The sequence below is a fragment of the Sulfuricurvum sp. genome (assembly GCF_031427015.1).
Taxonomy (GTDB): domain Bacteria; phylum Campylobacterota; class Campylobacteria; order Campylobacterales; family Sulfurimonadaceae; genus Sulfuricurvum.
In genome coordinates, this window is record NZ_JASJOW010000001.1 from 260209 (window position 1) to 284263 (window position 24055).

General features: G+C 42.7%; 23 protein-coding genes. 15 read left to right on the plus strand and 8 right to left on the minus strand.

Annotated elements, in window-relative coordinates; all coding sequences use genetic code 11:
• Positions 1–39: 39 nt before the first annotated feature.
• A complete protein-coding gene (locus RMO68_RS01390; protein WP_310438916.1) occupies positions 40–756 on the minus strand; it encodes a chemotaxis protein in 717 nt (238 codons plus the stop codon).
• A 75-nt stretch (positions 757–831) separates the two neighbouring features.
• Here RMO68_RS01390 and RMO68_RS01395 point away from each other — a divergent pair, with 75 nt between their 5' ends.
• Both RMO68_RS01395 and glnA read left to right on the plus strand, forming a co-directional pair.
• Entirely contained in the window at positions 832–1611 is a 780-nt protein-coding gene (locus RMO68_RS01395) for a histidinol-phosphatase (RefSeq protein ID WP_310438917.1), read from the plus strand.
• A 72-nt stretch (positions 1612–1683) separates the two neighbouring features.
• Positions 1684–3114 carry a type I glutamate--ammonia ligase gene (glnA, locus tag RMO68_RS01400; protein ID WP_310438918.1) on the plus strand — a complete coding sequence of 477 codons (1431 nt, stop codon included), beginning with the start codon at positions 1684–1686 and terminating at the stop codon, positions 3112–3114.
• Positions 3115–3312: 198 nt separating this feature from the next.
• Here the strand turns inward: glnA and pckA are convergent, their stop codons facing one another.
• Both pckA and RMO68_RS01410 read right to left on the minus strand, forming a co-directional pair.
• Positions 3313–4896, minus strand: coding sequence for a phosphoenolpyruvate carboxykinase (ATP) (gene pckA / locus RMO68_RS01405; protein WP_310438919.1), 1584 nt, complete (start codon positions 4894–4896; stop codon positions 3313–3315).
• Between the two features lie 123 nt (positions 4897–5019).
• Positions 5020–5412 carry a hypothetical protein gene (locus RMO68_RS01410; protein ID WP_310438920.1) on the minus strand — a complete coding sequence of 131 codons (393 nt, stop codon included), beginning with the start codon at positions 5410–5412 and terminating at the stop codon, positions 5020–5022.
• Between the two features lie 169 nt (positions 5413–5581).
• Between RMO68_RS01410 and RMO68_RS01415 the strand changes: the two genes are divergently transcribed.
• From RMO68_RS01415 to RMO68_RS01440, 6 genes are all read left to right on the plus strand, one after another.
• Positions 5582–6034, plus strand: coding sequence for a prepilin-type N-terminal cleavage/methylation domain-containing protein (locus tag RMO68_RS01415; RefSeq protein WP_310438921.1), 453 nt, complete (start codon positions 5582–5584; stop codon positions 6032–6034).
• Between the two features lie 115 nt (positions 6035–6149).
• The gene (locus tag RMO68_RS01420) at positions 6150–6626 is read left to right on the plus strand and encodes a type II secretion system protein (RefSeq protein ID WP_310438922.1); all 477 of its coding nucleotides are present in this window, start codon (positions 6150–6152) and stop codon (positions 6624–6626) included.
• A 45-nt stretch (positions 6627–6671) separates the two neighbouring features.
• Complete coding sequence (locus tag RMO68_RS01425; protein ID WP_310438923.1) at positions 6672–8516, plus strand: primosomal protein N'; 1845 nt, start codon at positions 6672–6674, stop codon at positions 8514–8516.
• A gap of 30 nt (positions 8517–8546) precedes the next feature.
• A complete protein-coding gene (gene ispG / locus RMO68_RS01430; protein WP_310438924.1) occupies positions 8547–9608 on the plus strand; it encodes a flavodoxin-dependent (E)-4-hydroxy-3-methylbut-2-enyl-diphosphate synthase in 1062 nt (353 codons plus the stop codon).
• The gene (locus RMO68_RS01435) at positions 9609–11063 is read left to right on the plus strand and encodes a replicative DNA helicase (RefSeq protein ID WP_310438925.1); all 1455 of its coding nucleotides are present in this window, start codon (positions 9609–9611) and stop codon (positions 11061–11063) included.
• Positions 11063–12325, plus strand: coding sequence for a ComEC/Rec2 family competence protein (locus tag RMO68_RS01440; RefSeq protein WP_310438926.1), 1263 nt, complete (start codon positions 11063–11065; stop codon positions 12323–12325). The genes RMO68_RS01435 and RMO68_RS01440 overlap by 1 nt, the downstream gene beginning before the upstream one ends.
• Here the strand turns inward: RMO68_RS01440 and RMO68_RS01445 are convergent.
• From RMO68_RS01445 to RMO68_RS01455, 3 genes are read right to left on the minus strand one after another with little or no spacing between them, the layout of a single operon-like run.
• Positions 12281–13081: a YihY/virulence factor BrkB family protein gene (locus RMO68_RS01445; protein WP_310438927.1), complete on the minus strand. Its 801-nt coding sequence runs from the start codon at positions 13079–13081 to the stop codon at positions 12281–12283. The genes RMO68_RS01440 and RMO68_RS01445 overlap by 45 nt on opposite strands.
• On the minus strand, positions 13082–14467 hold the full coding sequence (locus RMO68_RS01450; RefSeq protein ID WP_310438928.1) for an FAD-linked oxidase C-terminal domain-containing protein: 1386 nt from the start codon (positions 14465–14467) through the stop codon (positions 13082–13084).
• 2 nt (positions 14468–14469) lie between these two features.
• Entirely contained in the window at positions 14470–15264 is a 795-nt protein-coding gene (locus RMO68_RS01455) for a plasminogen-binding N-terminal domain-containing protein (RefSeq protein WP_310438929.1), read from the minus strand.
• Between the two features lie 124 nt (positions 15265–15388).
• On the opposite strand from RMO68_RS01455, the gene RMO68_RS01460 reads away from it, so the two are divergent.
• The 6 genes from RMO68_RS01460 to RMO68_RS01485 all read left to right on the plus strand — a co-directional run bounded on the left by RMO68_RS01460 (position 15389) and on the right by RMO68_RS01485 (position 21802).
• Positions 15389–16582: a peptidoglycan DD-metalloendopeptidase family protein gene (locus RMO68_RS01460; RefSeq protein WP_310438930.1), complete on the plus strand. Its 1194-nt coding sequence runs from the start codon at positions 15389–15391 to the stop codon at positions 16580–16582.
• A gap of 9 nt (positions 16583–16591) precedes the next feature.
• The gene (locus tag RMO68_RS01465) at positions 16592–17146 is read left to right on the plus strand and encodes an NUDIX hydrolase (protein ID WP_310438931.1); all 555 of its coding nucleotides are present in this window, start codon (positions 16592–16594) and stop codon (positions 17144–17146) included.
• 249 nt (positions 17147–17395) lie between these two features.
• Positions 17396–17842: a cytochrome c gene (locus RMO68_RS01470; RefSeq protein ID WP_310438932.1), complete on the plus strand. Its 447-nt coding sequence runs from the start codon at positions 17396–17398 to the stop codon at positions 17840–17842.
• Between the two features lie 8 nt (positions 17843–17850).
• Positions 17851–19233, plus strand: coding sequence for a cbb3-type cytochrome c oxidase subunit I (locus RMO68_RS01475; RefSeq protein WP_310438933.1), 1383 nt, complete (start codon positions 17851–17853; stop codon positions 19231–19233).
• A complete protein-coding gene (locus tag RMO68_RS01480) occupies positions 19233–20999 on the plus strand; it encodes a VWA domain-containing protein (protein ID WP_310438934.1) in 1767 nt (588 codons plus the stop codon). The genes RMO68_RS01475 and RMO68_RS01480 overlap by 1 nt, the downstream gene beginning before the upstream one ends.
• An 11-nt stretch (positions 21000–21010) precedes the next feature.
• Positions 21011–21802 (plus strand): CbbQ/NirQ/NorQ/GpvN family protein, encoded by a 792-nt coding sequence (locus tag RMO68_RS01485; protein WP_310438935.1) that lies wholly within the window; start codon positions 21011–21013, stop codon positions 21800–21802.
• 2 nt (positions 21803–21804) lie between these two features.
• Here the strand turns inward: RMO68_RS01485 and RMO68_RS01490 are convergent, their stop codons facing one another.
• Positions 21805–22218, minus strand: a complete 414-nt coding sequence (locus RMO68_RS01490; protein WP_310438936.1) for an Rrf2 family transcriptional regulator — start codon at positions 22216–22218, stop codon at positions 21805–21807.
• Between the two features lie 103 nt (positions 22219–22321).
• Here RMO68_RS01490 and RMO68_RS01495 point away from each other — a divergent pair, with 103 nt between their 5' ends.
• The gene (locus RMO68_RS01495) at positions 22322–22792 is read left to right on the plus strand and encodes an HPP family protein (protein ID WP_310438937.1); all 471 of its coding nucleotides are present in this window, start codon (positions 22322–22324) and stop codon (positions 22790–22792) included.
• Between the two features lie 12 nt (positions 22793–22804).
• Here the strand turns inward: RMO68_RS01495 and RMO68_RS01500 are convergent, their stop codons facing one another.
• A complete protein-coding gene (locus RMO68_RS01500; RefSeq protein WP_310438938.1) occupies positions 22805–24004 on the minus strand; it encodes an NnrS family protein in 1200 nt (399 codons plus the stop codon).
• Between the last annotated feature and the right edge of the window lie 51 nt (positions 24005–24055).

A 24055-nucleotide genomic window follows, 5' to 3' on the forward strand; every position in this document is an offset into this window, starting at 1 on the left:
TGGTCAAAAATACTAAGGGGATTGTACCGTTTTGTTTATTTATTTTTGCCCAAAAGAAGCAAGTAATGCTTCGATATCATCACTGCTTACGACATCTTCAGTGGTACTGTCACCCGGTAAATGAACCGCAGAGCTGACCCGTTTGCTATCATCGATTTTTCCGGCGAAGAGATGATTCATGTAGGTGGAGAGAGCACGCATAACGTTGATTACACGTTCAATTTTTTGACGGTGTATATCTTGGTATTGCATAATATCCATGATATTCATGATGGTGTCTCCACCGTTTTGAAGCATTTCAAGGACACTTTCTAAATGTTCGAGTGCTTTCTCATTTTCTTCTAATTGAGTTTTAAAAGTATCTATGTGTGGAAATTTGCCAGTTAACGTGGTAAAAAGGTTGATATTATTTTTAATAAGAGCTTTAAGTGCTTTGACATCTTTTTCCCCTTGTCCTAGGTCATTGCTGATCCCTTCGATAAGATCAAAGATTTCAGTTGCCTTTTGTTCACTCTCTTTGGTGACATCATCGAGCTGATGAACCATTTTGTTATCATCGGTAGGTGGGGGCGGCGGCCAGCTGTGCATGGCGGAAACACGATATTTATCTGCATCTGTCTCATTGTAATAAGATTCATCGCTGTGTGTTTCTTCTGAAGATACAGGAGCCTCAACTGCTTCTGCCGGCTCTTCTTCATATCCTACATCTAAATCTATATCACCATTCATTAGCGCATCTAACTCTTCTTGCGTCATGATCTCTTATCCCCAAACGATTTAAAATTGCACTATAATAACATTAAAACCATTATTTTTACTTAGGGTGTACTCATGAAAGTCGATCTTCATAACCATACGGTGTTGTGTAACCATGCTACCGGAACCGTAGCGGAGTATGTAGAGGCTGCTATTTCGTGTAAAATTGAGTATTTTGGTTTCTCTGACCATGCCCCGATGCACTACGATCCGAAATACAGAATGAGTTTTGAACAAATGGACTTGTATGAATTATGGGTAAAAGAAGCGGGAGAGAAATACACGGATCAAATCACCGTTTTATTAGGGTATGAAGTCGATTATCTCCCCGGCTATATGGATGATGCAGTTTTGAACCGGCCTTGCGATTATTTGATCGGGAGTGTCCATTTTATCGATGATTGGGGATTTGATAATCCTGAATTTATCGGTCGGTATGAGGGCTTAGATATTGATGAGATTTATCGGCGTTATTTTTCTTTAATCGAAGCTATGGCTAAGAGCGGAAAATTTGACATTGTCGGTCATCTAGATCTCTTAAAAGTATTTAAATTCTTACCGACTAAAGACATTCGAATTTTAGCTCAAGGGGCTCTAAAAGCGATTAAAAAAGCCAATATGAGTATTGAGATCAATATGGCAGGGTATCGAAAACCTATTGCGGAAGCATATCCATCTCCTGTTTTACTAGAAACGATTGCTGAATTAGAGATACCGATTACGTTTGGTTCAGATGCGCATCGGAGTGATCAAATCGGATTGTTCAGCGATGAAATAGAAGCAATGGCCCGATCCGTCGGTTATGATAAATGTGCGCTTTACCGAGCTAGAGATCGGGAAATGATTAAATTTTAATCATGTCAAAACCCTTATTTTTTGTCAACTTTTGATATACTGTTCTAACTTTATTATTTTCAGGAGATTTGCATGGGTAAATTCGTAAATAACGTAGACGAGTTTTTCAGTTTTTGTAAAGAGAATGACGTTCAGTTCGTCGATTTCCGTTTCACCGATATGAAAGGGACATGGCACCATGTGAGCTATCGTATGAGCGCAGTTAATGCCGGTCACTTTACAGGCGGTCTACCATTTGATGGTTCTTCTATCGATGCATGGCAGCCGATTAATCGCTCAGATATGTTGCTTAAACCGGATGCTGAATCTGCATTTATGGACCCGTTTACTGCTGATCCTACCATTATCGTTTTCTGTGATGTTTATGATATTTACAAAGGTCAAGCATACGAAAAATGTCCGCGTGCAATCGCTAAAAAAGCACTTGAGCACCTTGCAAATGCAGGGGTAGGTGATGTTGCTTATTTCGGTCCTGAAAATGAATTCTTCGTATTCGACGATGTTAAAATCCGCGACGAAGTAAATTGCTCATACTACGAAGTAGATACCGAAGAGGGTGCATGGAATGATGCAAAAGATTTTAAAGACGGTTTCAATACGGGTCACCGTCCACGTACTAAAGGTGGATACTTTCCGGTAGCACCGATCGATACTATGGTTGATCTTCGTGCTGAAATGATGTTGGCATTAGAGCAAGTGGGTCTTGAAGTAGTTCTCGGTCACCACGAAGTTGCACAAGGTCAAGGTGAAATCGGTATCGTTTTCGGAACCCTTGTAGAAGCAGCGGACAATGTTCAAAAACTCAAATACGTTATCAAAATGGTTGCGCACCTTAACGGTAAAACGGTTACGTTCATGCCTAAACCGCTTTACGGAGATAACGGTAACGGTATGCACGTTCACCAATCAATTTGGAAAGACGGTAAAAATACATTCTATAAAGAGGGTGGCTACAGCAACTTGTCTGAAACAGCGCTTCACTATGTAGGCGGTATCTTTGCACATGCTCGCGCAGTTGCAGCGTTCACAAACCCATCAACAAACTCATACAAACGTCTTATCCCAGGTTTCGAAGCTCCTTCGATTTTGACTTATTCTAGCCAAAACCGTTCTGCCTCTTGCCGTGTTCCTTACGGTGCGGGCGAAAAAGCGACACGTATCGAAATGCGTTTCCCGGATTCAACTTCATGCCCATACCTTGCGTTTACCGCAATGTTGCTTGCAGGGTTAGATGGTATCAAAAACAAAATGGTACCGGTCGGACCGATGGATGAAGATTTGTTTGAACTTTCTTTGAATGAAATCCGTGAAAAAGGTATTCCACAAATGCCGCATACATTACGCGGTGCATTGGAATCATTGATCCGTGATAACGAGTTCTTGCAACCGGTTATGACTCCAGAATTCTTGGATACTTACCAAAACTACAAATTCGAAACACAAGTATGGCCTGACGAAGCTCGTCCGACTGCATTCGAATTCAAATCTACTTACTCTTGTTAATCTTCCGTACAGAGCATTCGCTCTGTACCTTTTCTTTCTAAATACTACAATCAAAAATATAAAATAAAAATATTGCCCCCATAACACACCAAGAGCGAGGTCGCTTGCCGTAGAGCAAAAGCGTACCGATAGCGTTTTGTTGTGGGGGCGATTTTCTTTTGGTACTTTTCTTATGAAAAAGAAAAGTACAAGGAAGAGTTATGGAAGTTTTGGTCCTGCAGCAGAGTAGTCAAATTCACTTTGTCCATCGGTATATTTCTGGAAGTTTTTGATGAAAAGTGCCGCTAAATTATCGCGCTGAACGAGATACGCGTCACGATCCTGCCATGCATTACGAGGATTGAGGATAACAGGATCGATAGAGCCTAGTGTTTTAGGGATATGGAAACCAAATGTGTTGGTTGTGTCGAATTCGCTTTCATTGATCGTACCGTCTAAAATAGCATTGATACACGCACGGGTATCTTTGATGCTCATCCGTTTACCGACACCGTATCCACCACCTGTCCATCCGGTATTGACGAGATAAACGTTTACACCGTGTTGATCGATTTTTTCACCAAGGAGTTTTGCATAGACAGTTGGATGAAGCGGAAGAAATGCTTCGCCGAAACATGAACTAAATGTTGCAACCGGCTCAGTGATTCCACGTTCTGTTCCCGCAACTTTAGCCGTATAGCCGCTGAGGAAGTAGTACATTGCTTGCTCTTTGGTAAGCTTACTCACAGGAGGTAATACACCGAACGCATCGGCAGAGAGGAAAATGATATTTTTCGGATGAGCCGCCATCAAGGAAGGCTGATGATTATCGATGTGTTCGATGGGGTATGATACACGTGTGTTTTCCGTTTTAGAACCGTCGGTATAATCAACGATACCGTCTTCATCGTAAACGACATTTTCAAGTAGTGCATTGCGGCGGATGGCATTGTGAATCTCCGGCTCGCTGGAAGGATCGAGGTTGATCACTTTTGCGTAACATCCCCCTTCAAAGTTAAAGACCCCTTGATCATCCCAACCATGCTCATCATCACCGATAAGTGCACGTGTAGGATCGGTAGACAAGGTGGTTTTTCCCGTACCGCTAAGTCCAAAAAACAAGCAAGTATCACCTGTAGCTCCGACATTAGCAGAGCAGTGCATAGGGAGTTTACCCTCTAGAGGAAGCCAATAGTTCATCATAGAGAAAATCCCTTTTTTCATCTCTCCGCCGTACCATGTACCGCCGATAATGCAGAGATTCTCTTCAACACTGAAGAGGACGAAAACTTCAGAGTTTAGTCCATGATTCGCCCATTTTTCATTAACCGCTTTACATGCATTGAGCACGGTAAAAGAGGGTTTGAAAGTTTCAAGTTCCGCTTCATTCGGGCGAATAAACATGTTTTTAACAAAATGGGATTGCCATGCAATTTCAGAGACGAAACGTACGGAGCGTTTGCTTGTAGGACTTGATCCACAAAATACGTCAGTAACATAGAGATCTTTGTTAGAGAGTTGTTCACGGGCGACAACGAGGAGTTCATCAAAAACTGATTTATCAATTTTTTTATTGACATCTCCCCATGCAATGTAGTTATTGGAAGGATCTTGGTTTACAAAATATTTATCTTTCGGGCTTCTACCGGTAAAAATTCCCGTATCGACCATGGTTGCACCGCTGCTTGCAAGGCGACATTCACCATTATCAAGTTCATGTTGGATCAGCTCATCGAAGCTGAGATTATGGAAGATCTTTCCACTGTTTTTTATGCCTAACGTCTCAATCTCTGCGGAAATCATGGTGTTGTTTTACCTTTTAGGGCTCATCGTTATACTGTATAACGACGAAGATTTAAAGCAAATGCTTCATTTATGGTGCGAATTATACGCCTTCAATTTATAAACGAGAATTAAAGTGGAGGATTATTTAAATTGAGCCGCCAATTCCGTTAATATTTTCGGTGCCAGTGCTTCGGTTCCATTATATTTTTGAAGCTTTACCCCGACATTGCTCATACTCTTGGCTGTATTTTTACACGCCATTTTAACCACAAGATAATCGCAGTCTTCGATTGTATCCGCCATCGTATCGTGTGCTTTAATATGCTCTATGTCTCCTTCGTCATGGTCGCAGGTGTGGTGCTCATCGTGATCGTGAGGAGTCTCTCCTTCAACTTTTGGATTGGCACGAAGCCCTTCCAATGTGAAGCTTTTAAACATGCCTCCAGTAAGGTTAAATACGGCGAAGTAAGGGGTATGTCCGGCATTTCCGGCCATTTTAAGATTTTCATCCATAACGGGTACAGCGATTTTCATTGTATCTCCTTGATTTTGTAAAAATTATGCCATATTCTCTGTTAAATACCCGTATCAACATCGTTTTGTATTTTATTGTTAAATTTAAACAAACTATAAGATAAAGCAATTCATAATGAGCATAGGGTTACAAGAGTAATCACTATTTTAAATTTCTAAGGAGTAAACCATGAAACGTTCAGGTTTTACTATGATCGAATTGATTTTCGTGATCGTTATTTTAGGTATTTTAGCAGCGGTTGCTATTCCGCGTCTTGCCGCAACACGTGATGATGCACGTATTTCTACAATGGCTACAGATGTGGCTACGGCAGTAACTGATTTTGGTGCTCGTTATACAGCACAAGGAACATGGGCCGGAGCTACATTAGGAGATGTGACAAATGTACCTTTTGCTCAGGGAGCTGGTACAGCTTTAGCAGATGGCGGTGTATATAATATTGTTGATGATAACAATAATAGTTGTATTACTTTTACATTGAACGGTACATTAGCAGATGGAAATCTTAGTGTTGCGAATGGTGCGGGTGTTACTCCAATTTGTGCAGGTGTTCAAGCAGCAGTTGTTGATGTTGTGAGTAGAAGCCCACATATTTTTGGTGGATCACAAGTCGCGCGTTAATTGTATTTTTACGTTTCCACATTAAAAGTGGAAGCGTATTAAATAAAAATTGAGCTGATTTTTGCCGATTGAATGCAATCGTAAAACTCAGTGCAATAGAATTAGGGATTTATTAATGAAACGGAACGCCTTTACAATGATAGAGTTGATATTTGTCATTGTTGTACTGGGTATTTTAGCGGCAATAGCAATTCCCCGTTTTGCGGCAACTCGAGACGATGCGCAGATTGCAAAAGGGCGCAGTGATGTATCCGCAATTCGTGCGGCGATTGCAAGTGAACGGCAGGGACGGTTATTACAAGGGAGCGGTACGTTTATCAATCAGTTAGATGACGGAGCACTAAATACCGTCGGAGAAACTCTTTTTGATGATAATGACGCAAATAGTACGAATGGCGGTACTTTATTGCAATATGGGATCATATCGGCAAACGCCAATGGGCATTGGATGAAAACGGGGGCTGCTACTTATACCTATCAAATTATGGGGCAACCTGTGACTTTTACTTACACCCAAGCAAGCGGTAGGTTTACCTGTGATAGAGCCGCCGCAGGTAATGCAGGTCTATTTTGTCAAGATTTGATTGACTGACCTAATCTGCTATAATCTCCACATTAAAAGTAGGTGGGAGATTTTGTGTATTTTTACCGCATAGCCCTTTTAAATTCTCCTCTTGAACCCCTTACTTATCATTGTGAAAATTCCGTTGTTATCGGTACAGAAGTGGAAATAACTCTCTCGAATCGCTCAATGAAGGGCGTTATCATAGAAGAGAGCGAAAAACCTGATTTTCTGACGCAGAATATCCTTAGAATTTCTGAGAGTTTTTATCCCCAGAGACAAATTCAATTTGCTCAATTTATCTCGGAATATTATGGGTGTTCACTAGGGGAAGCTCTCAACCTATTTATTCCGCATACTGTGGTAGAACAAGAAGTTTTGCATACGTACTCCTATAATCCTGTAAACATAACTCTCTCTGAATCACAGTCCAAAGCGCTTGAATTTATCCGCTCTCATAACATATCACTTTTATTCGGGGATACGGGGGCCGGGAAAAGCGAAATCTATATGCGACGAATGGATGAAGTCCTAAGTGAAGGGAAGAGGGCATTGTTGCTGCTTCCTGAAATTTCTCTCACTCCTCAAATGGAGATACGGTTTAAAAATCATTTCGGTGATATGGTTGTCTTATGGCATTCAAAAATGACACCGAAGCAAAAAAAAGTGACGTTAGAAAAGATTCATAACGGCGTGGCGCATATCATCGTCGGCCCCCGCTCGGCATTGTTTTTGCCGATTCAGAATTTGGGGCTGATTGTTGTGGATGAAGAGCACGATGAGAGTTATAAATCTTCTTCACGCCCGCGTTACAATGCACGGGATATGGCAGTTTATATCGGAAATTTGCTCAAAATTCCGGTTGTATTGGGGAGTGCAACCCCGAGTTTGAGCAGTTATGCAAAATATCCTTTTTTTCGTTTGAAGGGAGGGTATTTTGAATCTAAACGAACTTTTGTATTTGAACCTTCGCTCGAAGCGTTAACGCCAAGTATTGACCATGCAATAATGGACAATTTCAATAAAGAACATCAGGGGATTGTTTTTATTCCGACGCGTGCCAATTTTAAATACACGGTATGTGATACGTGCGGCTACCATGTGGAGTGCCCGTTTTGCAGTGTAGGGATGTCTCAGCATAAAAACTCACATGCCCTTAAATGCCATTACTGTAATTACACCGAAGTGTTGCCGAAAGTGTGTCCGAAATGTCAAAGCGGCGCGTTACGTACCGCAAGATTGGGGACAGCCGAGGCGGTAGAGCATTTCAGTAAACTAAGTGAAAATTTGAGGGTACAGCAGTTTGATCGTGATATTATCACAACTCAAAATAAACTGATTAAAGTACTTGAAGCATTTAATAGCCGTGAGATCGATTTGCTCGTCGGAACACAGATGCTCTCAAAAGGACATGATTATCATGATATTACCCTTGCTGTCGTTATGGGAATCGATAATCTTCTCTCCCAAAGCGATTATCGCGCACGTGAAAAGGCATTATCGTTATTAGTACAGATTGCAGGACGTAGCGGTCGAAAACAGAATGCGACAGTGATTGTACAAAGTTTTAACGAGTCTTTTTTCCGAGGCTATTTGGATGATTATGAGAAGTTTTTGATCGACGAGATGCGAATTCGTAACACTAGATATCCTCCGACCAAAAAGTTGGCAAGGTTGCTCTATGCACATAAAAATGCGCTAAAAGCAAAAAATGCGATGGAAGAGGCAGTGAGAGAAATAGAACAGATGCAGAGGGTTCAGATTGTCGGATTCGGTGCTTCCCCTATCGAAAAAATTGCCGATAAATATCGGTTCCAAATCTTATTGAGAAGCGATAAAAGTACCGATTTGATCCGTGCAATAAAACATGTCAAATCACCGATTTGCGAGATCGATATGGATCCGATTGAGTTTACGTAATTTTAACATCCAAAAAGCTACAATCTACCCATGATAACACGCACCCCAACTAAACAGATTTTTGTCGGTAATGTTCCTATCGGCGGTGATGCCCCGATCTCGGTACAGTCAATGACCTACTCACGAACCGCCGATGTGGGTGCTACGGTTGAGCAGATTAATCGTCTCCATTTTGCCGGATGTGATATCGTCCGTGTTGCCGTTCCCGATGAGGAAGATGCACGTGCTCTTAAGGCGATCAAAGAACAAATTTCTCTTCCTCTTGTAGCTGATATCCATTTTAATTACAAGCTCGCCCTTATTGCGGCGGAAGTAGTGGATTGTATCCGATTTAATCCCGGAAATATCGGCGAAAAATCACGGATTCGTGAGATCGTCAAAGCGTGTCAGGAACGTAATATTCCAATTCGTATCGGGGTTAATGCCGGAAGTTTGGAAAAAGAGTTTGAACAGCGTTACGGCCAAAGCGCCGAGGGAATGGTAGCTTCTGCCGAGTACAATATCAAATATCTCGAAGATTTGGGATTTACCGATATCAAAGTTTCACTCAAGGCGAGCGACGTTCAGCGTACCGTCGAAGCGTATCGCCTTCTCCGTCCAAAAAATAACTATCCGTTTCATTTGGGTGTGACTGAGGCGGGGACAATTTTTCATGCGACCATCAAAAGTGCTATCGGATTGGGTACGTTGCTGCTAGAGGGTATCGGCGATACAATGCGCGTTTCCATTACGGGGGAACTCGAAGAGGAGATCAAAGTCGGTCGGGCGATTCTAAAAGACAGCGGTGTGGCTCGTGAGGGACCTAATATCATCTCCTGTCCGACATGCGGACGGATTGAAGCCGATTTGGTCTCTGCGGTAGCGGTGATTGAAGAGCGGACAAAACATATCAAAAAACCGCTTGATCTCTCCGTTATGGGGTGTGTGGTTAATGCTATCGGAGAAGCGAAACATGCCGATGTCGCGATCGCCTACGGTAAGGGTTCGGGATTGGTGATGGTGCGTGGTGAAGTAGTAGCACGCCTTGAAGAAGATAAGTTGGTTGATCGTTTCGTCGAAGAGGTAGAAAAAATGGCAAAAGAAGAGGACTAAATGGAAGAATCACTGTATAACTTAGCTTTTGAGCGTTCCGTCCTCAGCTCTATCATTTTTGATCCGGCTCAGTTTGATGAGTTTGATGCAGTATTGACACCGGAAGATTTTTACCTTTCGGCGCATCAGGAGATTTACCGCTCTATGACAGCTCTAGGTCATCGAGACCTCCCTATCGATGAAGAATTTATCCGTAAAGAGTTAACTGCAAAACAAAAATTTGATGAGCGGGTAATGGTTGAAATTCTCACCGCCAATCCGATTGCTAATACCAAAGCATATGTTCAAGAGATCAAAGATAAAGCGATTAAACGTCATCTCTTAACTCTCACGACTGAGATTAAGCGGGTAACTTTGGAAGAAGAACTTAGCGGAAACGACGTCGTCGATTTGGTTGAACAAAAGCTCTATGAGATAACGCAGAGTTCTCAAGCGACCGATTTTAAAGATGCCCCCTCAATCGCCGATGAGACGCTGGCGTATATCGAAGAGATGAAAGCACGGGGCGATTCCGTCCTTGTCGGTGTCGATACGGGGTATGCGGAGCTGAACAAAATGACGACGGGATTCGGCAAAGGGGATTTGGTTATTATCGCCGCCCGTCCGGCAATGGGAAAAACCTCTTTTGCCCTCAACATGGTTCAAAATCTCCTCGACAAAGGGAAAGGGGTCGCTTTTTTCTCGTTAGAGATGCCGGCGGAGCAGTTGATGTTGAGACTTTTGAGTGTTCAAACCTCGATTCAACTTCAGCGTCTTCGTGTCGGGGATATGAATCCGCAAGAGTACAAACAGCTGAACGATGCGGTCGATAAGATGCGCCGCTCCAAACTTTTTGTGGATGATCACGGCTCCATCAATATCCATCAGCTCCGCTCCAAACTCCGCAAACTCAAATCCCGTCATCCTGAGATCGAAGTAGCGGTTATCGACTACCTCCAAATCATGAACGGTACGGGGGGAAAAGATCGTCACTTAGAGGTGAGTGAAATTTCACGCGGACTTAAAATGTTGGCGCGTGAACTCGGAATTCCTATCGTCGCCCTCTCTCAGCTTAATCGTGGCCTCGAATCACGTTCCGATAAGCGTCCGATGCTCAGCGATATCCGTGAATCGGGTTCGATCGAGCAGGATGCCGACATCATCCTCTTCGTCTATCGGAACGATGTTTATCTCTACAAAGAGGAAAAAGAGCGGGAGAAAGAGGCGATAAGCGCGGGAAAAGAGTTTATTTCCAAATACGTCGAGAAAGAGGAAGAGGAAGCGGAGATTATTATCGGTAAACAGCGTAACGGTCCTACGGGACATGTGAAACTGATGTTCCAGAAAAAATTCACCCGCTTTGTCGATAAACCGACATTCGGTGCGGCACAAATCGTCTATGAGAGTATCGATATGAAAAGTGCGACGATGAATATCGATGAAGGTGTTGAAAACGTTTCAATGCCGATTATTTAATGTCTAAATTAGAGCGGGTCGATCTTTTCGATCTTAAAAGCGGCTCCCTCTTTTTTCTCTTTCTCCTTTTTATTGCCTCCCTATCGCTTTCGTATGAAAACTATCAATTTACTCAGCTCAAAACCTTTGATGATCCGCTGATACGGGCGGAAGTGATTGATCAGGAAGTACGATTGATTAACGATATGCCTAAGACTTCTATGAAGCTTCGGCTCGAAAACGGCTCTCATGTTCGAGTCGCGTTGAGCCCCTATCTGCGCGATCTTAGGGGACGGGAAGTTCAAGTAGAGCTTCAGGTAGCGAAAGTCACATTTTTGGATTTTTTAAAAGGGATGCACACGCGCGGTGCTATCACCGAAGTGTATCCCTCCTTGAGTCTTAAAGAGCAGTGGTACCGTCGTATTGCATCCGTCCATGAAGATCAATGGATGAGGGAACTTTACGGTGCACTGTTTGTGGCTACTCCGATGTCGCAGGAGTTTCAATCCCTTGTAGGAGCGATGGGGCTTAGTCATATCCTCTCGATCAGCGGTTATCACTACGGAATTATTTCATTGATCGCTTATTTTCTCCTGCGACCGCCGTATCGGTGGTTACAAAACCGTTATTTCCCCTACCGCCACGGCAACCGTGATCTATTTTTTATGGTTTTGGGGATACTCTTCTTATATCTATGGGCATTGGAGTTTATCCCCCCTATGGTGCGGGCGTTCGGGATGATAGCCGTGGGGTATTGGCTTTATGATCGGGGGATCAAGATTGTCTCATTGCAAACGCTCTCTATTACGGTCGGTGTGCTGCTTGCTTTTTTCCCGACACTGTTTTTCTCTTTGGGTTTTTGGTTCTCCTCGTTTGGAGTTCTTTCGATCTTTATTTTTATCCGTTATTATGAGCATTGGAAACCTTGGCAGATATTTTTAGCCCTTCATGTTTGGTGCTATTTAGTCCTTTTACCGATATCACTCTCTATTTTTGGGACATTCGGATGGTGGCATATAGGCTCGATTCCCCTTGCACTTCTTTTTAATCTCTATTATCCTGCTGTATTAGTATTGCATCTCACATCGTGGGGAGATTGGTTTGATCCGTACCTGCTGCAAATGTTTGAATCAGGAGATAGTAACAGAGTATTGATCCCTATGTGGATGGGGATACTCAGTGTTATATTGGCGTTGGGGGCGATGTGGCGAAAAGAGGCTTTTTGGGTGTTGGGGATATTAGGAATTGCTACGCTGGGTAGCGCGGTTTATCAGATAGCATAGCTTCATCCCGTAGATGACAATAATCCAAGAGACGTAAATCCATAAAAAGAAGAAGATAAGTGCGGAGAAAGAGCCGTACATGGTGGCATACGTTTTGTTATAAAAGACGTATTGGATAAAACTATTCTTCGCTAATCCCCATACAACGGCAACGATAAATGAACTGATGGCGGCAGCTTTGGGAGAGACATCGGCGTTCACTGCAATTTTATAGATGAGGAAAAAGATTCCCCATAACAATAAGAAAGGGAAAATGTAAAGGGCTTCCAGCGCGAATCCGCTGACATTAGCCTCCAAATAGGCTTTTAAAGTCATAGAAGCGATAAGGATTATCGGGGTAAGGCTGATTAGGGTCCAATAGGTAGTGATGGCATCCCAGATTCCACGTTTAGAAGTTTTGAAGATTTTACCGACGATATGTTCAAAATTTTGAAAGAAGAGGAGAGAGGAGACGATCATTGTACTAAAACCGATTACTCCAAGCTGTACCGAATTTTGAAAAAACGATTCCAAATAACCGGCAATAGCGGCGGTTTGTACGGGCATAATATTCTCAAAAATAAAGATTTGGATTTTGGCGTATTGCTCTTCAAATACCGGAACATTTGCAATTAAACTGAGGGAAATAATGAGAAGCGGGACGACGGTAAAAATGGTATAAAAGCTCAAGCTCGAGGCATACACCGTGATTTCCCGATCAAACAGCATCAAGAAAAAAAGGCGAATGTGTCGGAATGATGCTTTTAGATTTATCACTTATTCAAGACCCATTTTAGAGGGATTGAGGATGTTGTTGGGATCAAATGCACGTTTAATAGATTGAAACAGTGCCATCTCTTCAGGGGTAAATGCCATCGACATATAAGGGGCTTTAGCAAGTCCGATACCGTGTTCACCGCTTAGGGTTCCACCTAGATCGATAGTTGCTTGGAATACTTCACGAATCGCTTCGTAACCGATTTTGACCTGTTCGGGGTCTTTGCCGTCTACCATGACATTGGTATGGACATTTCCATCGCCGGTGTGACCGAAACATGGGATATTGATGTTGTATTTTTTAGCAATTGCATCAAATTTTTTAAGCAGTTCAGGGAGAGCGGAGCGGGGAACCGTAACATCTTCATTGATCTTTTTACTACCATAAACTGAAAGTGATTGGCTCGCATTACGGCGGGCAAACCAGAGGTCACTGGCTTCTTGTTTATTTTGAGCGATTTTAAATTCGCTGCAACCGTTTTCTTGAAAGACTTTTTGGATAATTGAGAGTTGAAAATCGAGGTCTTCTTCGAGGTTCCCGTCTACATCGGTAACAAGAATTGCTCCTGCTTCGATCGGAAGCCCTTTTTTGTAGACTTGTTCAACGGAGCGGATAGTGAGGTTATCCAAAAACTCCATAGCAACGGGGGTAACACCGCTTGCCATCGTTTTATATACCGCTTCCATCGCCGCATGTACGGTAGGGAAAATACCCATTGCTGTTTTGGTCATTTTTGGTTTTGAAAGAAGTTTTAGAGTCACTTCGGTAGTGACGGCAAGTGTCCCTTCCGACGCTATCAAAATCCCTGTGATGTTATAGCCGGCAACATCTTTGATGGTACGTTTGCCCGCTTTGATAATATCACCGTTAGGGAGCACTGCCCGCATGGCCATCACATAGTCTTTTGTAATGCCGTATTTGGCCGCTCGCATACCGCCCGCATTTTCGTTAACGTTTCCGCCGATAGTCGAGTACTCTTGGCTTGCCGGATCGGGCGGGTAGAATAATCCTACCTCTTCAACCGCACGTTGGAGTTCCATATTGACTACCCCCGGTTGAACGATAGCGACCATATTTTGCATATCGATTTCGAGGATTTTATTCATATGTTTTTCGAATGCCAAAACGATACCGCCCGAGGAGGGGAGCGCTCCACCTGTAAAACCGCTTCCTGCACCGCGCGGGACAATAACGATACGGTGTTCATTGCAGTAGCGAAGAATATCGCTTACGTCTTGTTCATGGCGGGGGAAAAGGACGGCATCGGGTTCGAACCGTTCGCGTGTTGCATCATAACTGTAGGCAATGAGATGTGCCTTATCGCTGTAAACATTTTCTTGGCCGAGTAAGTTGGTAAAAAAATCGATGGCACCGGATGCGAGCATCGTTATTCCTTCAAATCAAAATTGTGTAATAGTGCGCTTTTATCGCTAAATTTTGCTTTGTAGAGCTCATATAGTTCTTTGTTTTTTGAATTGTTTAAAGCGATTTCTTCAAGGTAGTAAGGTTCATAGCTGTCCAAACTAGAACTTCCCTCACCCCACCATGCTGCGCGAATTGTCGGAATACGGGTATAAAAGGGGGTTTGTTCTTTCTCTGAAACCTTGGCAAACGGGGTATTTTGGAGCATTGTAAAACTTTTGCAATCAAGGGTAAAGAGATGGTTTGCGCTTTGGATATAGAGCAATCCGACTGAATTTGCGGTGCAGTAGCGTTTAAAATCGTCAACTAAAGGGGTTTGATGCCCTTCGTTAGAGAGAAACGTTGCATAGTTATCAGGATGAATCCATTCAACACCTGAGATGCTTTTAGCGACGGCGTCATAAGTATCATCATTCGGAGCAATTAAAAGAGCACGTTCATAATCGTAGGCTAACACGGCCAAATCAGATGCTCTTGGTGTCCAGTTACCGTTAGGAAGCGCATCTTGACGCAGACCGGTATATTCACTTATTTGTAGAATAGCACGGTTATTTGATGGATTCGTCTTTTCAACGCGTGCGTTAGCGATAATCGTACTATGGGTAGCATCGAATTTCCGAACAATAAAACCGCTCATCCCCTCACGCAAGTTCTCGGCAACGATAGTTGCACGCTCCCCTTCGACTTCGAGGAGAGGTGCGGTGATTGAAGAAGCGTTTAAGACGCTACAAGCGATAAGAGTAATAAGCCAGATGCGCATCATGGTAACCTTTTGGTAAAGTAAGTAGAGATTATTATAGCCAAACACCTCTTTGTAAATAGAATTTTTGCTATCATTTAATTCTTTTTTGCTCTGCTGATGTGTATTTTGGTCAAGGATAGGAATGGGTCGTTTTTTTGTATTGCTGTTATTGCCCCTTCTCCTTTTTGGCGGTACTGTTAAGTATTTTAAATGGAAAGACGGCGAGAGTTTCCTCACTTTTTTAGAGCGAAAAAAACTTCCTTTACACGTTTATTACAACCTCGATAAAGAGGATCAAAAACTGACCGAAGATATCCCCTACACGGCTAATTGTCAAATGGTTGTCGATAATAAAAATTTTATTCATCAAATTTTGATTCCGGTTAATGATGAATTACAGCTGCACATCTATCTCACCCCTAAAAAACGTTATGAAACGAAAGTGATTCCGATCATTAGTGAGGAGTTTACGGAAACTCTTTATGTCCCGATTCAGACCATTCCTTATGATGATATTTTAAAAACAACAGGATCAAAAAATTTAGCCTCTATTTTTGTAAAAATGTTTAAAGGAAAAGTTGATTTTCGTAAAGGGCTAAAAAAAGGTGACCCGATCATTATGGTATACACCCAAAAATACCGTTTAGGAAAGCCTTTTTCGATGCCCGAAGTTCATGGTGCGATGGTGGAAATTAATGGAAAACGTGTACGTGTTTATCGCCATACTGACGGACGTTTTTATGATGAAAAAGGGGGGCAGTATGAGAAATTTCTCTTCAAACTCCCGATCCGTAATCCCCGTATAACCTCTCGTTTTACAAAACGCCGTTATCATCCCGTGTTGCATCGTTATCGGGCCCATTTGGGTGTTGATTTCGGAGCTCGTCCGGGGACACCGATCCTCTCAACCGGGGAAGGGCGCGTGAGTTTCGTCGGCTATTCGACCGGATATGGGAAAACTATAAAGATACGTCATAGTAACGGTTTAACGAGTCTCTATGCGCACCAAAAATCGTTTAAAAAAGGGATCCGTTCCGGTATGAAAGTGAAGCAAGGTGAAATGATCGGGTACGTCGGAAATACCGGATTGTCTTCCGGGCCGCATTTACATTTTGGGATGTACCGTGGAAGCAGTGCGATTGATCCGCTGAGTGTTATGAAGAAAAAAACGGAAGGTTTTACGGGTAAAGAGCGTAGAGCCTTTATTGCTATTCGGGATAAAATGGACAGAGTATTTAAAAAAGCACTGAACAACAAACCGGTCCGAAAACCGTATTTCGATTTTCATGAAACCTATTATGTCGACAGTGAAACCTTTAAACCCAAACCGTTTTAGGAGACTTCTTTGATTTCTGATATAAAAATTGTTTCCTGCGATATTTCCGAATACATTAGACCTAAGCGGATAAATTATGTACAAGCGGGGATAAAAAAGAGTTGGGACATGGTCGAAGTACACGACAGTGTGGCTATCCTTTTGTACCATGAAGAGCATGAAACGTTGATTGTCGTTCGACAGTTTAGACCACCGGTATACCTTAAAAATAATGATGGCTATACGTATGAGTTGTGTGCCGGTATTGTGGATAAAGATATAAGTCTTGTAGAAATTGCATACGAAGAGATTCTAGAAGAGTGTGGATACGATGTTCCCTTAGAACATATAGAACGTCTCACATCATTTTATACGGCAGTTGGCTTTGCAGGATCGGTACAGACGCTTTACTACGCACGTGTGAATGAATCAATGCGGGTTAATAACGGCGGTGGTGTAGGTGTTGAGATGATAGAAGTCGTTGAGATTCCCGTGAGCGAAGCTAAAGCATTTTCGATGGATGAGACCAAAGCAAAAACACCGGGACTGATGTTTGCTTTTTATTGGTTCTTTGGACTCTCATAGGAATTTTAGAAAGTTCTCTTTATAAATCGGCACATACCCATTATGAAGATACACGATCGTGCCATCAAATTCAGGCGTTGCTTCCTTGACACAAATATATGCCTTATTGTTTCATTTTTAATTATGAATATTTAGTCTATTGGATCATAAAAAAAGAAAACTCATAAAATACTATATAAAGGTAGAATTAAAAAAATCCTGCTAATATTTTATTACTACATATAGGTAGAATTAAATACAGGAGCTGAAATGTCTGAACGTATTACAAAAAATATGGCCAGAAATATTTACTTTGGCGGGGGACTTTTCGCGATTTTGGTTTTTACCGGACTGACTATAGATACCGTTAAACAAATCCCAAAGCTGAGTAATGATGACAAAATCACTGAGTCCGTTGCTCGGGGGAAAGTGGTATGGGAAGAGAACAATTGTGTCGGTTGCCATACGATCATGGGGGAGGGGGCATATTATGCTCCGGAGCTTGGGAATGCATTTCCTCGTCTTGGTGCTAATGATGAAGCTACGTTTAAAACCTATCTAGCCGGATGGATGGCGGCACAACCGCTCGATACCCCAGATAGACGAAAAATGCCGCAGTTTCACCTGAGCCCGGAACAAGTGAACAATCTTGCAGACTTTTTGATTTGGACCTCTCGTGTCAACAATCAAGAGTGGCCTCCAAACATTAAAGGATAAGGAAGATTATGAAATATTCATCTCAAATGGTCGCAAAACCATATTTTATTTTTGCACTCATTCTTCTGGCAGGGGAGATTGTTTTTGGTCTTAGTATGGGGGTTCAGTATTTGTACGGGGATTTTTTATTCCCTGCAATCCCTTTTAATGTTCTTCGTATGGTTCATACGAACTTGTTGATTGTTCTTTTATTATTCGGGTTTATGGGAGCAACCTATTATCTGATTCCTGAAGAGAGCGAACGGGAACTTTGGAGCCCGATGTTGGCCAAAATCACCTTTTGGGTATTTGCGGCGGCGGGTGTAGCAACCATCTTGGGTTATTTATTGGTCCCTTATGCGACATTGGCGGAGTTAACCTATAACAATCTGTTGCCGACGATGGGGCGTGAGTTTTTGGAACAGCCGACGATTACAAAAATCGGGATTGTTCTGGTCGTACTATCGTATATTTTAAACGTGACAATGACGGTGATTAAAGGACGTAAAACAACCATATCGGTTATTTTGTTGACGGGTCTTTTTGGGTTAGCGTTTTTCTTTTTGTTTGCGTTTTATGTACCTGAAAATCTAGTTATGGATAAATTCTTCTGGTGGTTTGTGGTCCATTTGTGGGTTGAAGCGACATGGGAACTTATCTTGGGTGCTCTTTTGGCGTTTGTTCTTATTAAAACGACCGGAGTTGACCGTGAACATATCGATAAATGGCTCTATTTGATTATTGCGATGACATTGATTTCCGGACTTGCGGGAACAGGGCATCACTTTTTCTTTATCGGTACCCCTGGGTATTGGTTATGGATCGGATCGATTGCGTCTGCGGCAGAGCCTATCCCCTTTTTCCTAATGATTTTGTTTGCTTACAATATGGCAAAAAACCGTCGTATCCAACATGACAATAAAATTGCGCTGACATGGGCAAAAGGGACAGCGGTTGTTGGATTTTTGGGAGCGGGCGTTTGGGGCTTTTTGCACACACTCGCACCAATTAACTACTATACGCACGGGACGCAGCTGACCGCAGCACACGGACATCTCGCCTTTTTCGGTGCGTATGTGATGATTTGTTTTACATTGATTTCGTATGCGATGCCGATTCTTCGCGGTCGTCCTCATGGAAACGGGCCGAGAGCTCAGAGCATAGAACTTACCAGTTTTTGGATGATGGTGATCGGTATGATCGGTCTTACGTTGGCATTAACCGTTGCAGGTATCATACAAATCGAAATGCAACGCCTACGCGATGTTGCGGATGCATTGGATTTCATGAGTGCACAAGAAGCGATTAGCACAGTGTATGGCGTTCGTTTAGCCTTTGGGGTAATGGTTCTATTGGGGCTGTTGACCTATTTTTACAGTTTCTTTGTGAAAGAAGAGCAAGTAGTCGCGTAATGGATGAAAAAGTCGGTAAATTCTGGGACCACTATGTCACGAAAAAAGCCTCTCGTCTTTTTAAAGACGAAGAGGTTACTTTTGCGGATATTGCCAAAGGGTTAAAACTCTTTTATCACCTCTTGGGGGGTGAAAAAGCCAAAGAACTCCATATTACCGATAAACGCTCCATCCACACGTCACGAACGCTCATGGAGAGATTCTCAGGGACGGGTAAAACTTTTTTCCTTGCTTGGCAAGATGAAAAAGGGATTTATCTCCCTGCCTCTTTGGCGTATTTTCCTCTAAAAACACACAATGAGATGCACTATTACTGGTTAATCGCAATGCTCTCTAATGTCACGGTTAATACTCAAAATATCTCTTCTGAAAACACCAGAGCCAGCAATCTTCTCATCGAAAAGTATCCCGGCTTTTGTGAGTTTTATACGTATAGCCACCGTTATTTATGTGAACATTATCCTGAATTATCTACTGATGAACCTTCCCTAGAAGCCTCATCAGTAGATAACTATCCCAATCCGCTATGGATTTATCCATCCCTCTCTAGCTCCAACAAACTCCTCTCAATCGATGATGAGGAAGAGGTGCACAGACAGAGAGATGAGGAGAACAAAACCGAAATCTTGAAAATGAAGAAAAAGAGCGAACAAATCGACGATAAAAAAGAGACGGACGGACTACTCCTCTTTTTGCCTGAGTCGATTATGAGCCTGATGGAGCAGGTGAGGGTTGATCGGCAGGAAAATGACAGTTTTAATGAGGATGCACTCTACAATGCCGAAGATTTAGAGGAGATCACGCTAGGACAAAAAGATGCCAACCTCTCCGCCCGTATCAAAATGGATTTGGACATCTCTGCTAACAGCGTAGAAGAATATCCCTTGGGAAAAGGGCATTTTATCGATGAGTGGGACTATAAAAAAGAGCTCTATCTCAAAAACTATGTCTGTATAAAACCCATTATTTCGCTCCATACCGAACCCATCGAATTGCCAAAGCGACTCCAAAAAATGATGCGCCGTATCCAGAGTGAATTGGATATTATGGAACTCGATCGGATTAAAAGAGACAATCTCCCCTACGGCGATGAGATCAATATCGGTACATGGATCGATTACAAAGGACATCAGAACCGCTCAAACCATCCGCAGCGATTTTTCCAAACGTATGAGCGAAAGATGCGTGATATGTCCACCTTGATTTTAGCGGATGTTTCTCTCTCCACCGAGGCAGGGATAACCCAAGAGATACGGGTCATCGACATGATACAAGATGCTTTGATGGTATTTTCCGAATCGCTTCACCGACTCCGAGATCGGTTTGCCATCTATACCTTTTCCTCGATCAAAAACACCAAGGTCAACTTTCACATCATTAAAAATTTCAAAGAGAGCTACAGCGACACTATTCGCGGGCGGATTCATGCTATTAAGCCCGGATATTACACCCGTATGGGGGCAGGGATACGAGAGAGTGCCAAGATTTTAGCCAAACAACAAAGTGCCAATAAGCTTCTGCTGATTCTCAGTGACGGGAAACCCAATGATGTTGACCGCTACGATGGGCGTTATGGGATAGAAGATACGAAGAAAGCGATCGAGGAGGTAAAGAAAATGGGGATCACGCCGTTTTGTATTACGATTGATATCGATGCGAAAGAGTATCTCCCCTATCTTTTCGGACGGAACTCTTATGCAGTGATCCGCGATGCCAAAAAACTCCCCAAAGTGTTACCCGAAATCTATATGAACTTGACCAAATAAAAGGAATCATTATGTCTAAAACGTACTATTTACCTCAATCCAATGAGGTTGAGCTTTTCAAAGCGGCGGCTGGGATGAACCTCCCTGTGTTGATCAAAGGACCGACGGGGTGCGGAAAAACGCGATTTGTGGAAGCGATGGGGGAAGAGTTGGGGCGTGATGTGTATACGGTGGTGTGCCATGATGATCTTAGCGCTGCGGATTTAGTGGGTCGCCATTTGATCGATGAAAACGGGACCTATTGGCAAGATGGACCATTGACGAAGGCGGTGCGTAACGGCGGGATATGCTACCTCGATGAGATTATCGAAGCACGCAAAGATACGACGGTCGTTTTACACTCCCTTGCCGATTATCGCCGGGTTCTCCCGATCGATCGCACCGGTGAAGTGATCACGGCTCATCCTGATTTTATGCTCGTGGTATCGTACAATCCTGGATATCAAAATGTCTTAAAAGGGATGAAGCCCAGCACTAAACAACGCTTTATATCCCTTACATTTAACTACCCAAAAGCGGAGGTAGAGACAGAGGTGATCGTTAAAGAGAGCGGGGTGGATGAAAAGATTGCCCAAAAACTGGTCTCAATCGCGGGGGAAATCCGTCAATTAAGCGATAGTGATATCCAAGAAGCCGTATCAACACGATTGCTTATTTATGCAGGAAAATTGATTGCCCACGGGTTTGATCCCTATCAAGCGTGCATCCACTCTATTGTCGAATCGCTCAGTGATGAAGAGGATGTGTTAGCGGTGCTCGAAAAACTGATCTCGTTGCATTTTACAAAAAGCCTGAAACTCTAGTCCTATAATTTTGTCTCTTTATTATCTATGAGTGAAGCCAGAGTCGTAGTTGTGAGCATCGTCTCAATCAACTCTTTAGGCTGAACCCATTGCTCATGCAAAACACACGGGTTTGAAGCATCGCATTTCTCAAATCCCAAGATACAACGCTCATGCTCCAACGGTTCTCCAATCGCTTCGAGAATATCGCACAAACGGATTTCATCCGCATTTTTAGCCAGACTAATCCCCCCCTCACGACCGCGAGAGGCGTTTACTAGTCCCTTTTTGACCAAATCCGTCACCATTTTGGTGAGATATTTGTAGGGAAGATCGAGTTCTTGATGGAGAACATTGACGGAGTGGGAAGTTTCTGAATGGCGGTGTAGATACGATAACACCCGTATAGCATACTCGGTAGTTTTCGAAAAGTGCATTGCTTTTCCCCCATGTAAATGAAGTATTTTAACCAATTTTACTTTTGATACCCTATTTGTCTACTTTGTGGTAGTATTTTAATAAAAAGTATAGCAGGAAAAAATGTATAAAACAAATAGTAAGAATTCCCCTCATCTAATAGACGGAATATTAACGGGAATCGGAGCCTTTTTAGGTCTTTCTTTTATTGGTTTGATTGCTCAGTCTGTAGAGCAGATGCTTATTATTGCCCCATTCGGGGCGACGGCTGTTCTTCTTTTCAGCGCACCGGAGAGTGAGTTTTCGAAGCCATGGAATGTTGTAATAAGTTACATCCTTTCTACGATCATCGGTTTTTTGATTTTACGGTACAGTAACGGAGAATGGCTTGCTATCGGCGGGGGTTTTGGGATTATTATTATGTTGATGCATGTTTTCAAAGCAATCCATCCTCCAGCTGGAGCCAATTTTTTGATTGTTACACAGGGACACATTTCTCTTTATTTATTATGGCCGCTTTTTATCGGGTTGATTACGTTGATTATTATCGGTATAGGTATGCATAAAATACGAAAAAAAATAACAATCCGATAGAGGATATACGTGTTACTTTTGACCAAAAATAAGAGTTTTTCCATAACGTAAACTCCAAATCATAAATAAAAGAATCCACGCAGACGCCGCTGCATCAAAAAGCCATCCGTGCGATGCTCCGAGTGCGGTATCGATAGAGAGGGCTAAACGGGAGAGGACGATGATTTGTGTCCACCAAAAAAGGATGATGGTGAGTTTGTCCGCATGGGGAGGTTGTCCGGAGTGTCCGAGGGTGACCCGTGTTCCAAACCCGATAAGTACGGTGGTTAAAAAACCGAGCACCAGAAGGTGTACCCCTGCAAAAAGAAAATTAAGAGTATAGAGTGTTTCAATAATTTGGAGTATTCCGCCGAGCAAGAGTGCTACCGGAAGCCAAAACAAGGCGAGATGGAGAATCCAGACAATCGCCGGGGAATGAAACGGGTGGAGTTTCCAGCGTAAAAACTCACGTAAGAGATAAAGGGCGAGGAGAATACTGACCACCGCTTCGGCTACTGAAAAGGCAAAGATCGCCAATAAGGTTTTAATAATCAAAAATCCAAAAACAGTTTCAACAAAATAGTTGGATTTAGCTTCTTGTGAATGGCTGAAAAAAGGGATCATCCGTTGCGCAACGGAAAAGGTAAGAAAGACAAAAAAGAAGTTTACGATGATCGGAACGATAATCTCAAACCATCCGTGGAAGTCCCAAATCAAACTGATGCCGTAAGCGATAATCCAAACGAGGTGTGAGACAAGAGCGATAGTGTGTGCGACCAATATCCAATAAGGATCTTGCTTTAGCGGGGATTGACCGATTTTATAGACCCAATGAAGGGTAAAAATTGCCATAGCATGGGCAAATAATCCTGCACACATCGCCACTAAAACGATCCATTGTGACGCAAGCGAACCGATAAAAAAGAGAACAGATGCGATTTGATAAAGCCATACGATGCGGATATAGACCTCACGAGGGATAGTCATGCTGGTACAAAAACGGGGAAAGGTTGTAAACAAAAACCCGTGGAAGAACTGTGTAAAGACGATAAACGCGAGAGAATAAAGGTGAAACTCGTTTTCAGATACGGCGAGGGTAATGACTCCTTTGTGGGAGAGAGTGAAAAGAATCATTGATACAATTGCCCACAGAACGCCAAAAACGAAAAATGGTTGATGGGGCTGGGATAAGAAATAGTTTTGTTTTTTAGTGATAGCGGAAAAGGTACTCATAGCGGAATCCTCTGAAAATATTTGGGAGTATAACGAGATAATAAAGGGGAA

Coding starts and splice junctions, on each gene's coding strand:
- RMO68_RS01390 (WP_310438916.1), bottom strand. CDS start 756: ATGACGCAAGAAGAGTTAGATGCGCTAATGAATGGTGATATAGATTTA.
- RMO68_RS01395 (WP_310438917.1), top strand. CDS start 832: ATGAAAGTCGATCTTCATAACCATACGGTGTTGTGTAACCATGCTACC.
- glnA (WP_310438918.1), top strand. CDS start 1,684: ATGGGTAAATTCGTAAATAACGTAGACGAGTTTTTCAGTTTTTGTAAA.
- pckA (WP_310438919.1), bottom strand. CDS start 4,896: ATGATTTCCGCAGAGATTGAGACGTTAGGCATAAAAAACAGTGGAAAG.
- RMO68_RS01410 (WP_310438920.1), bottom strand. CDS start 5,412: ATGAAAATCGCTGTACCCGTTATGGATGAAAATCTTAAAATGGCCGGA.
- RMO68_RS01415 (WP_310438921.1), top strand. CDS start 5,582: ATGAAACGTTCAGGTTTTACTATGATCGAATTGATTTTCGTGATCGTT.
- RMO68_RS01420 (WP_310438922.1), top strand. CDS start 6,150: ATGAAACGGAACGCCTTTACAATGATAGAGTTGATATTTGTCATTGTT.
- ispG (WP_310438924.1), top strand. CDS start 8,547: ATGATAACACGCACCCCAACTAAACAGATTTTTGTCGGTAATGTTCCT.
- RMO68_RS01435 (WP_310438925.1), top strand. CDS start 9,609: ATGGAAGAATCACTGTATAACTTAGCTTTTGAGCGTTCCGTCCTCAGC.
- RMO68_RS01440 (WP_310438926.1), top strand. CDS start 11,063: ATGTCTAAATTAGAGCGGGTCGATCTTTTCGATCTTAAAAGCGGCTCC.
- RMO68_RS01450 (WP_310438928.1), bottom strand. CDS start 14,467: ATGCTCGCATCCGGTGCCATCGATTTTTTTACCAACTTACTCGGCCAA.
- RMO68_RS01455 (WP_310438929.1), bottom strand. CDS start 15,264: ATGCGCATCTGGCTTATTACTCTTATCGCTTGTAGCGTCTTAAACGCT.
- RMO68_RS01460 (WP_310438930.1), top strand. CDS start 15,389: ATGGGTCGTTTTTTTGTATTGCTGTTATTGCCCCTTCTCCTTTTTGGC.
- RMO68_RS01470 (WP_310438932.1), top strand. CDS start 17,396: ATGTCTGAACGTATTACAAAAAATATGGCCAGAAATATTTACTTTGGC.
- RMO68_RS01475 (WP_310438933.1), top strand. CDS start 17,851: ATGAAATATTCATCTCAAATGGTCGCAAAACCATATTTTATTTTTGCA.
- RMO68_RS01480 (WP_310438934.1), top strand. CDS start 19,233: ATGGATGAAAAAGTCGGTAAATTCTGGGACCACTATGTCACGAAAAAA.
- RMO68_RS01485 (WP_310438935.1), top strand. CDS start 21,011: ATGTCTAAAACGTACTATTTACCTCAATCCAATGAGGTTGAGCTTTTC.
- RMO68_RS01490 (WP_310438936.1), bottom strand. CDS start 22,218: ATGCACTTTTCGAAAACTACCGAGTATGCTATACGGGTGTTATCGTAT.
- RMO68_RS01495 (WP_310438937.1), top strand. CDS start 22,322: ATGTATAAAACAAATAGTAAGAATTCCCCTCATCTAATAGACGGAATA.
- RMO68_RS01500 (WP_310438938.1), bottom strand. CDS start 24,004: ATGAGTACCTTTTCCGCTATCACTAAAAAACAAAACTATTTCTTATCC.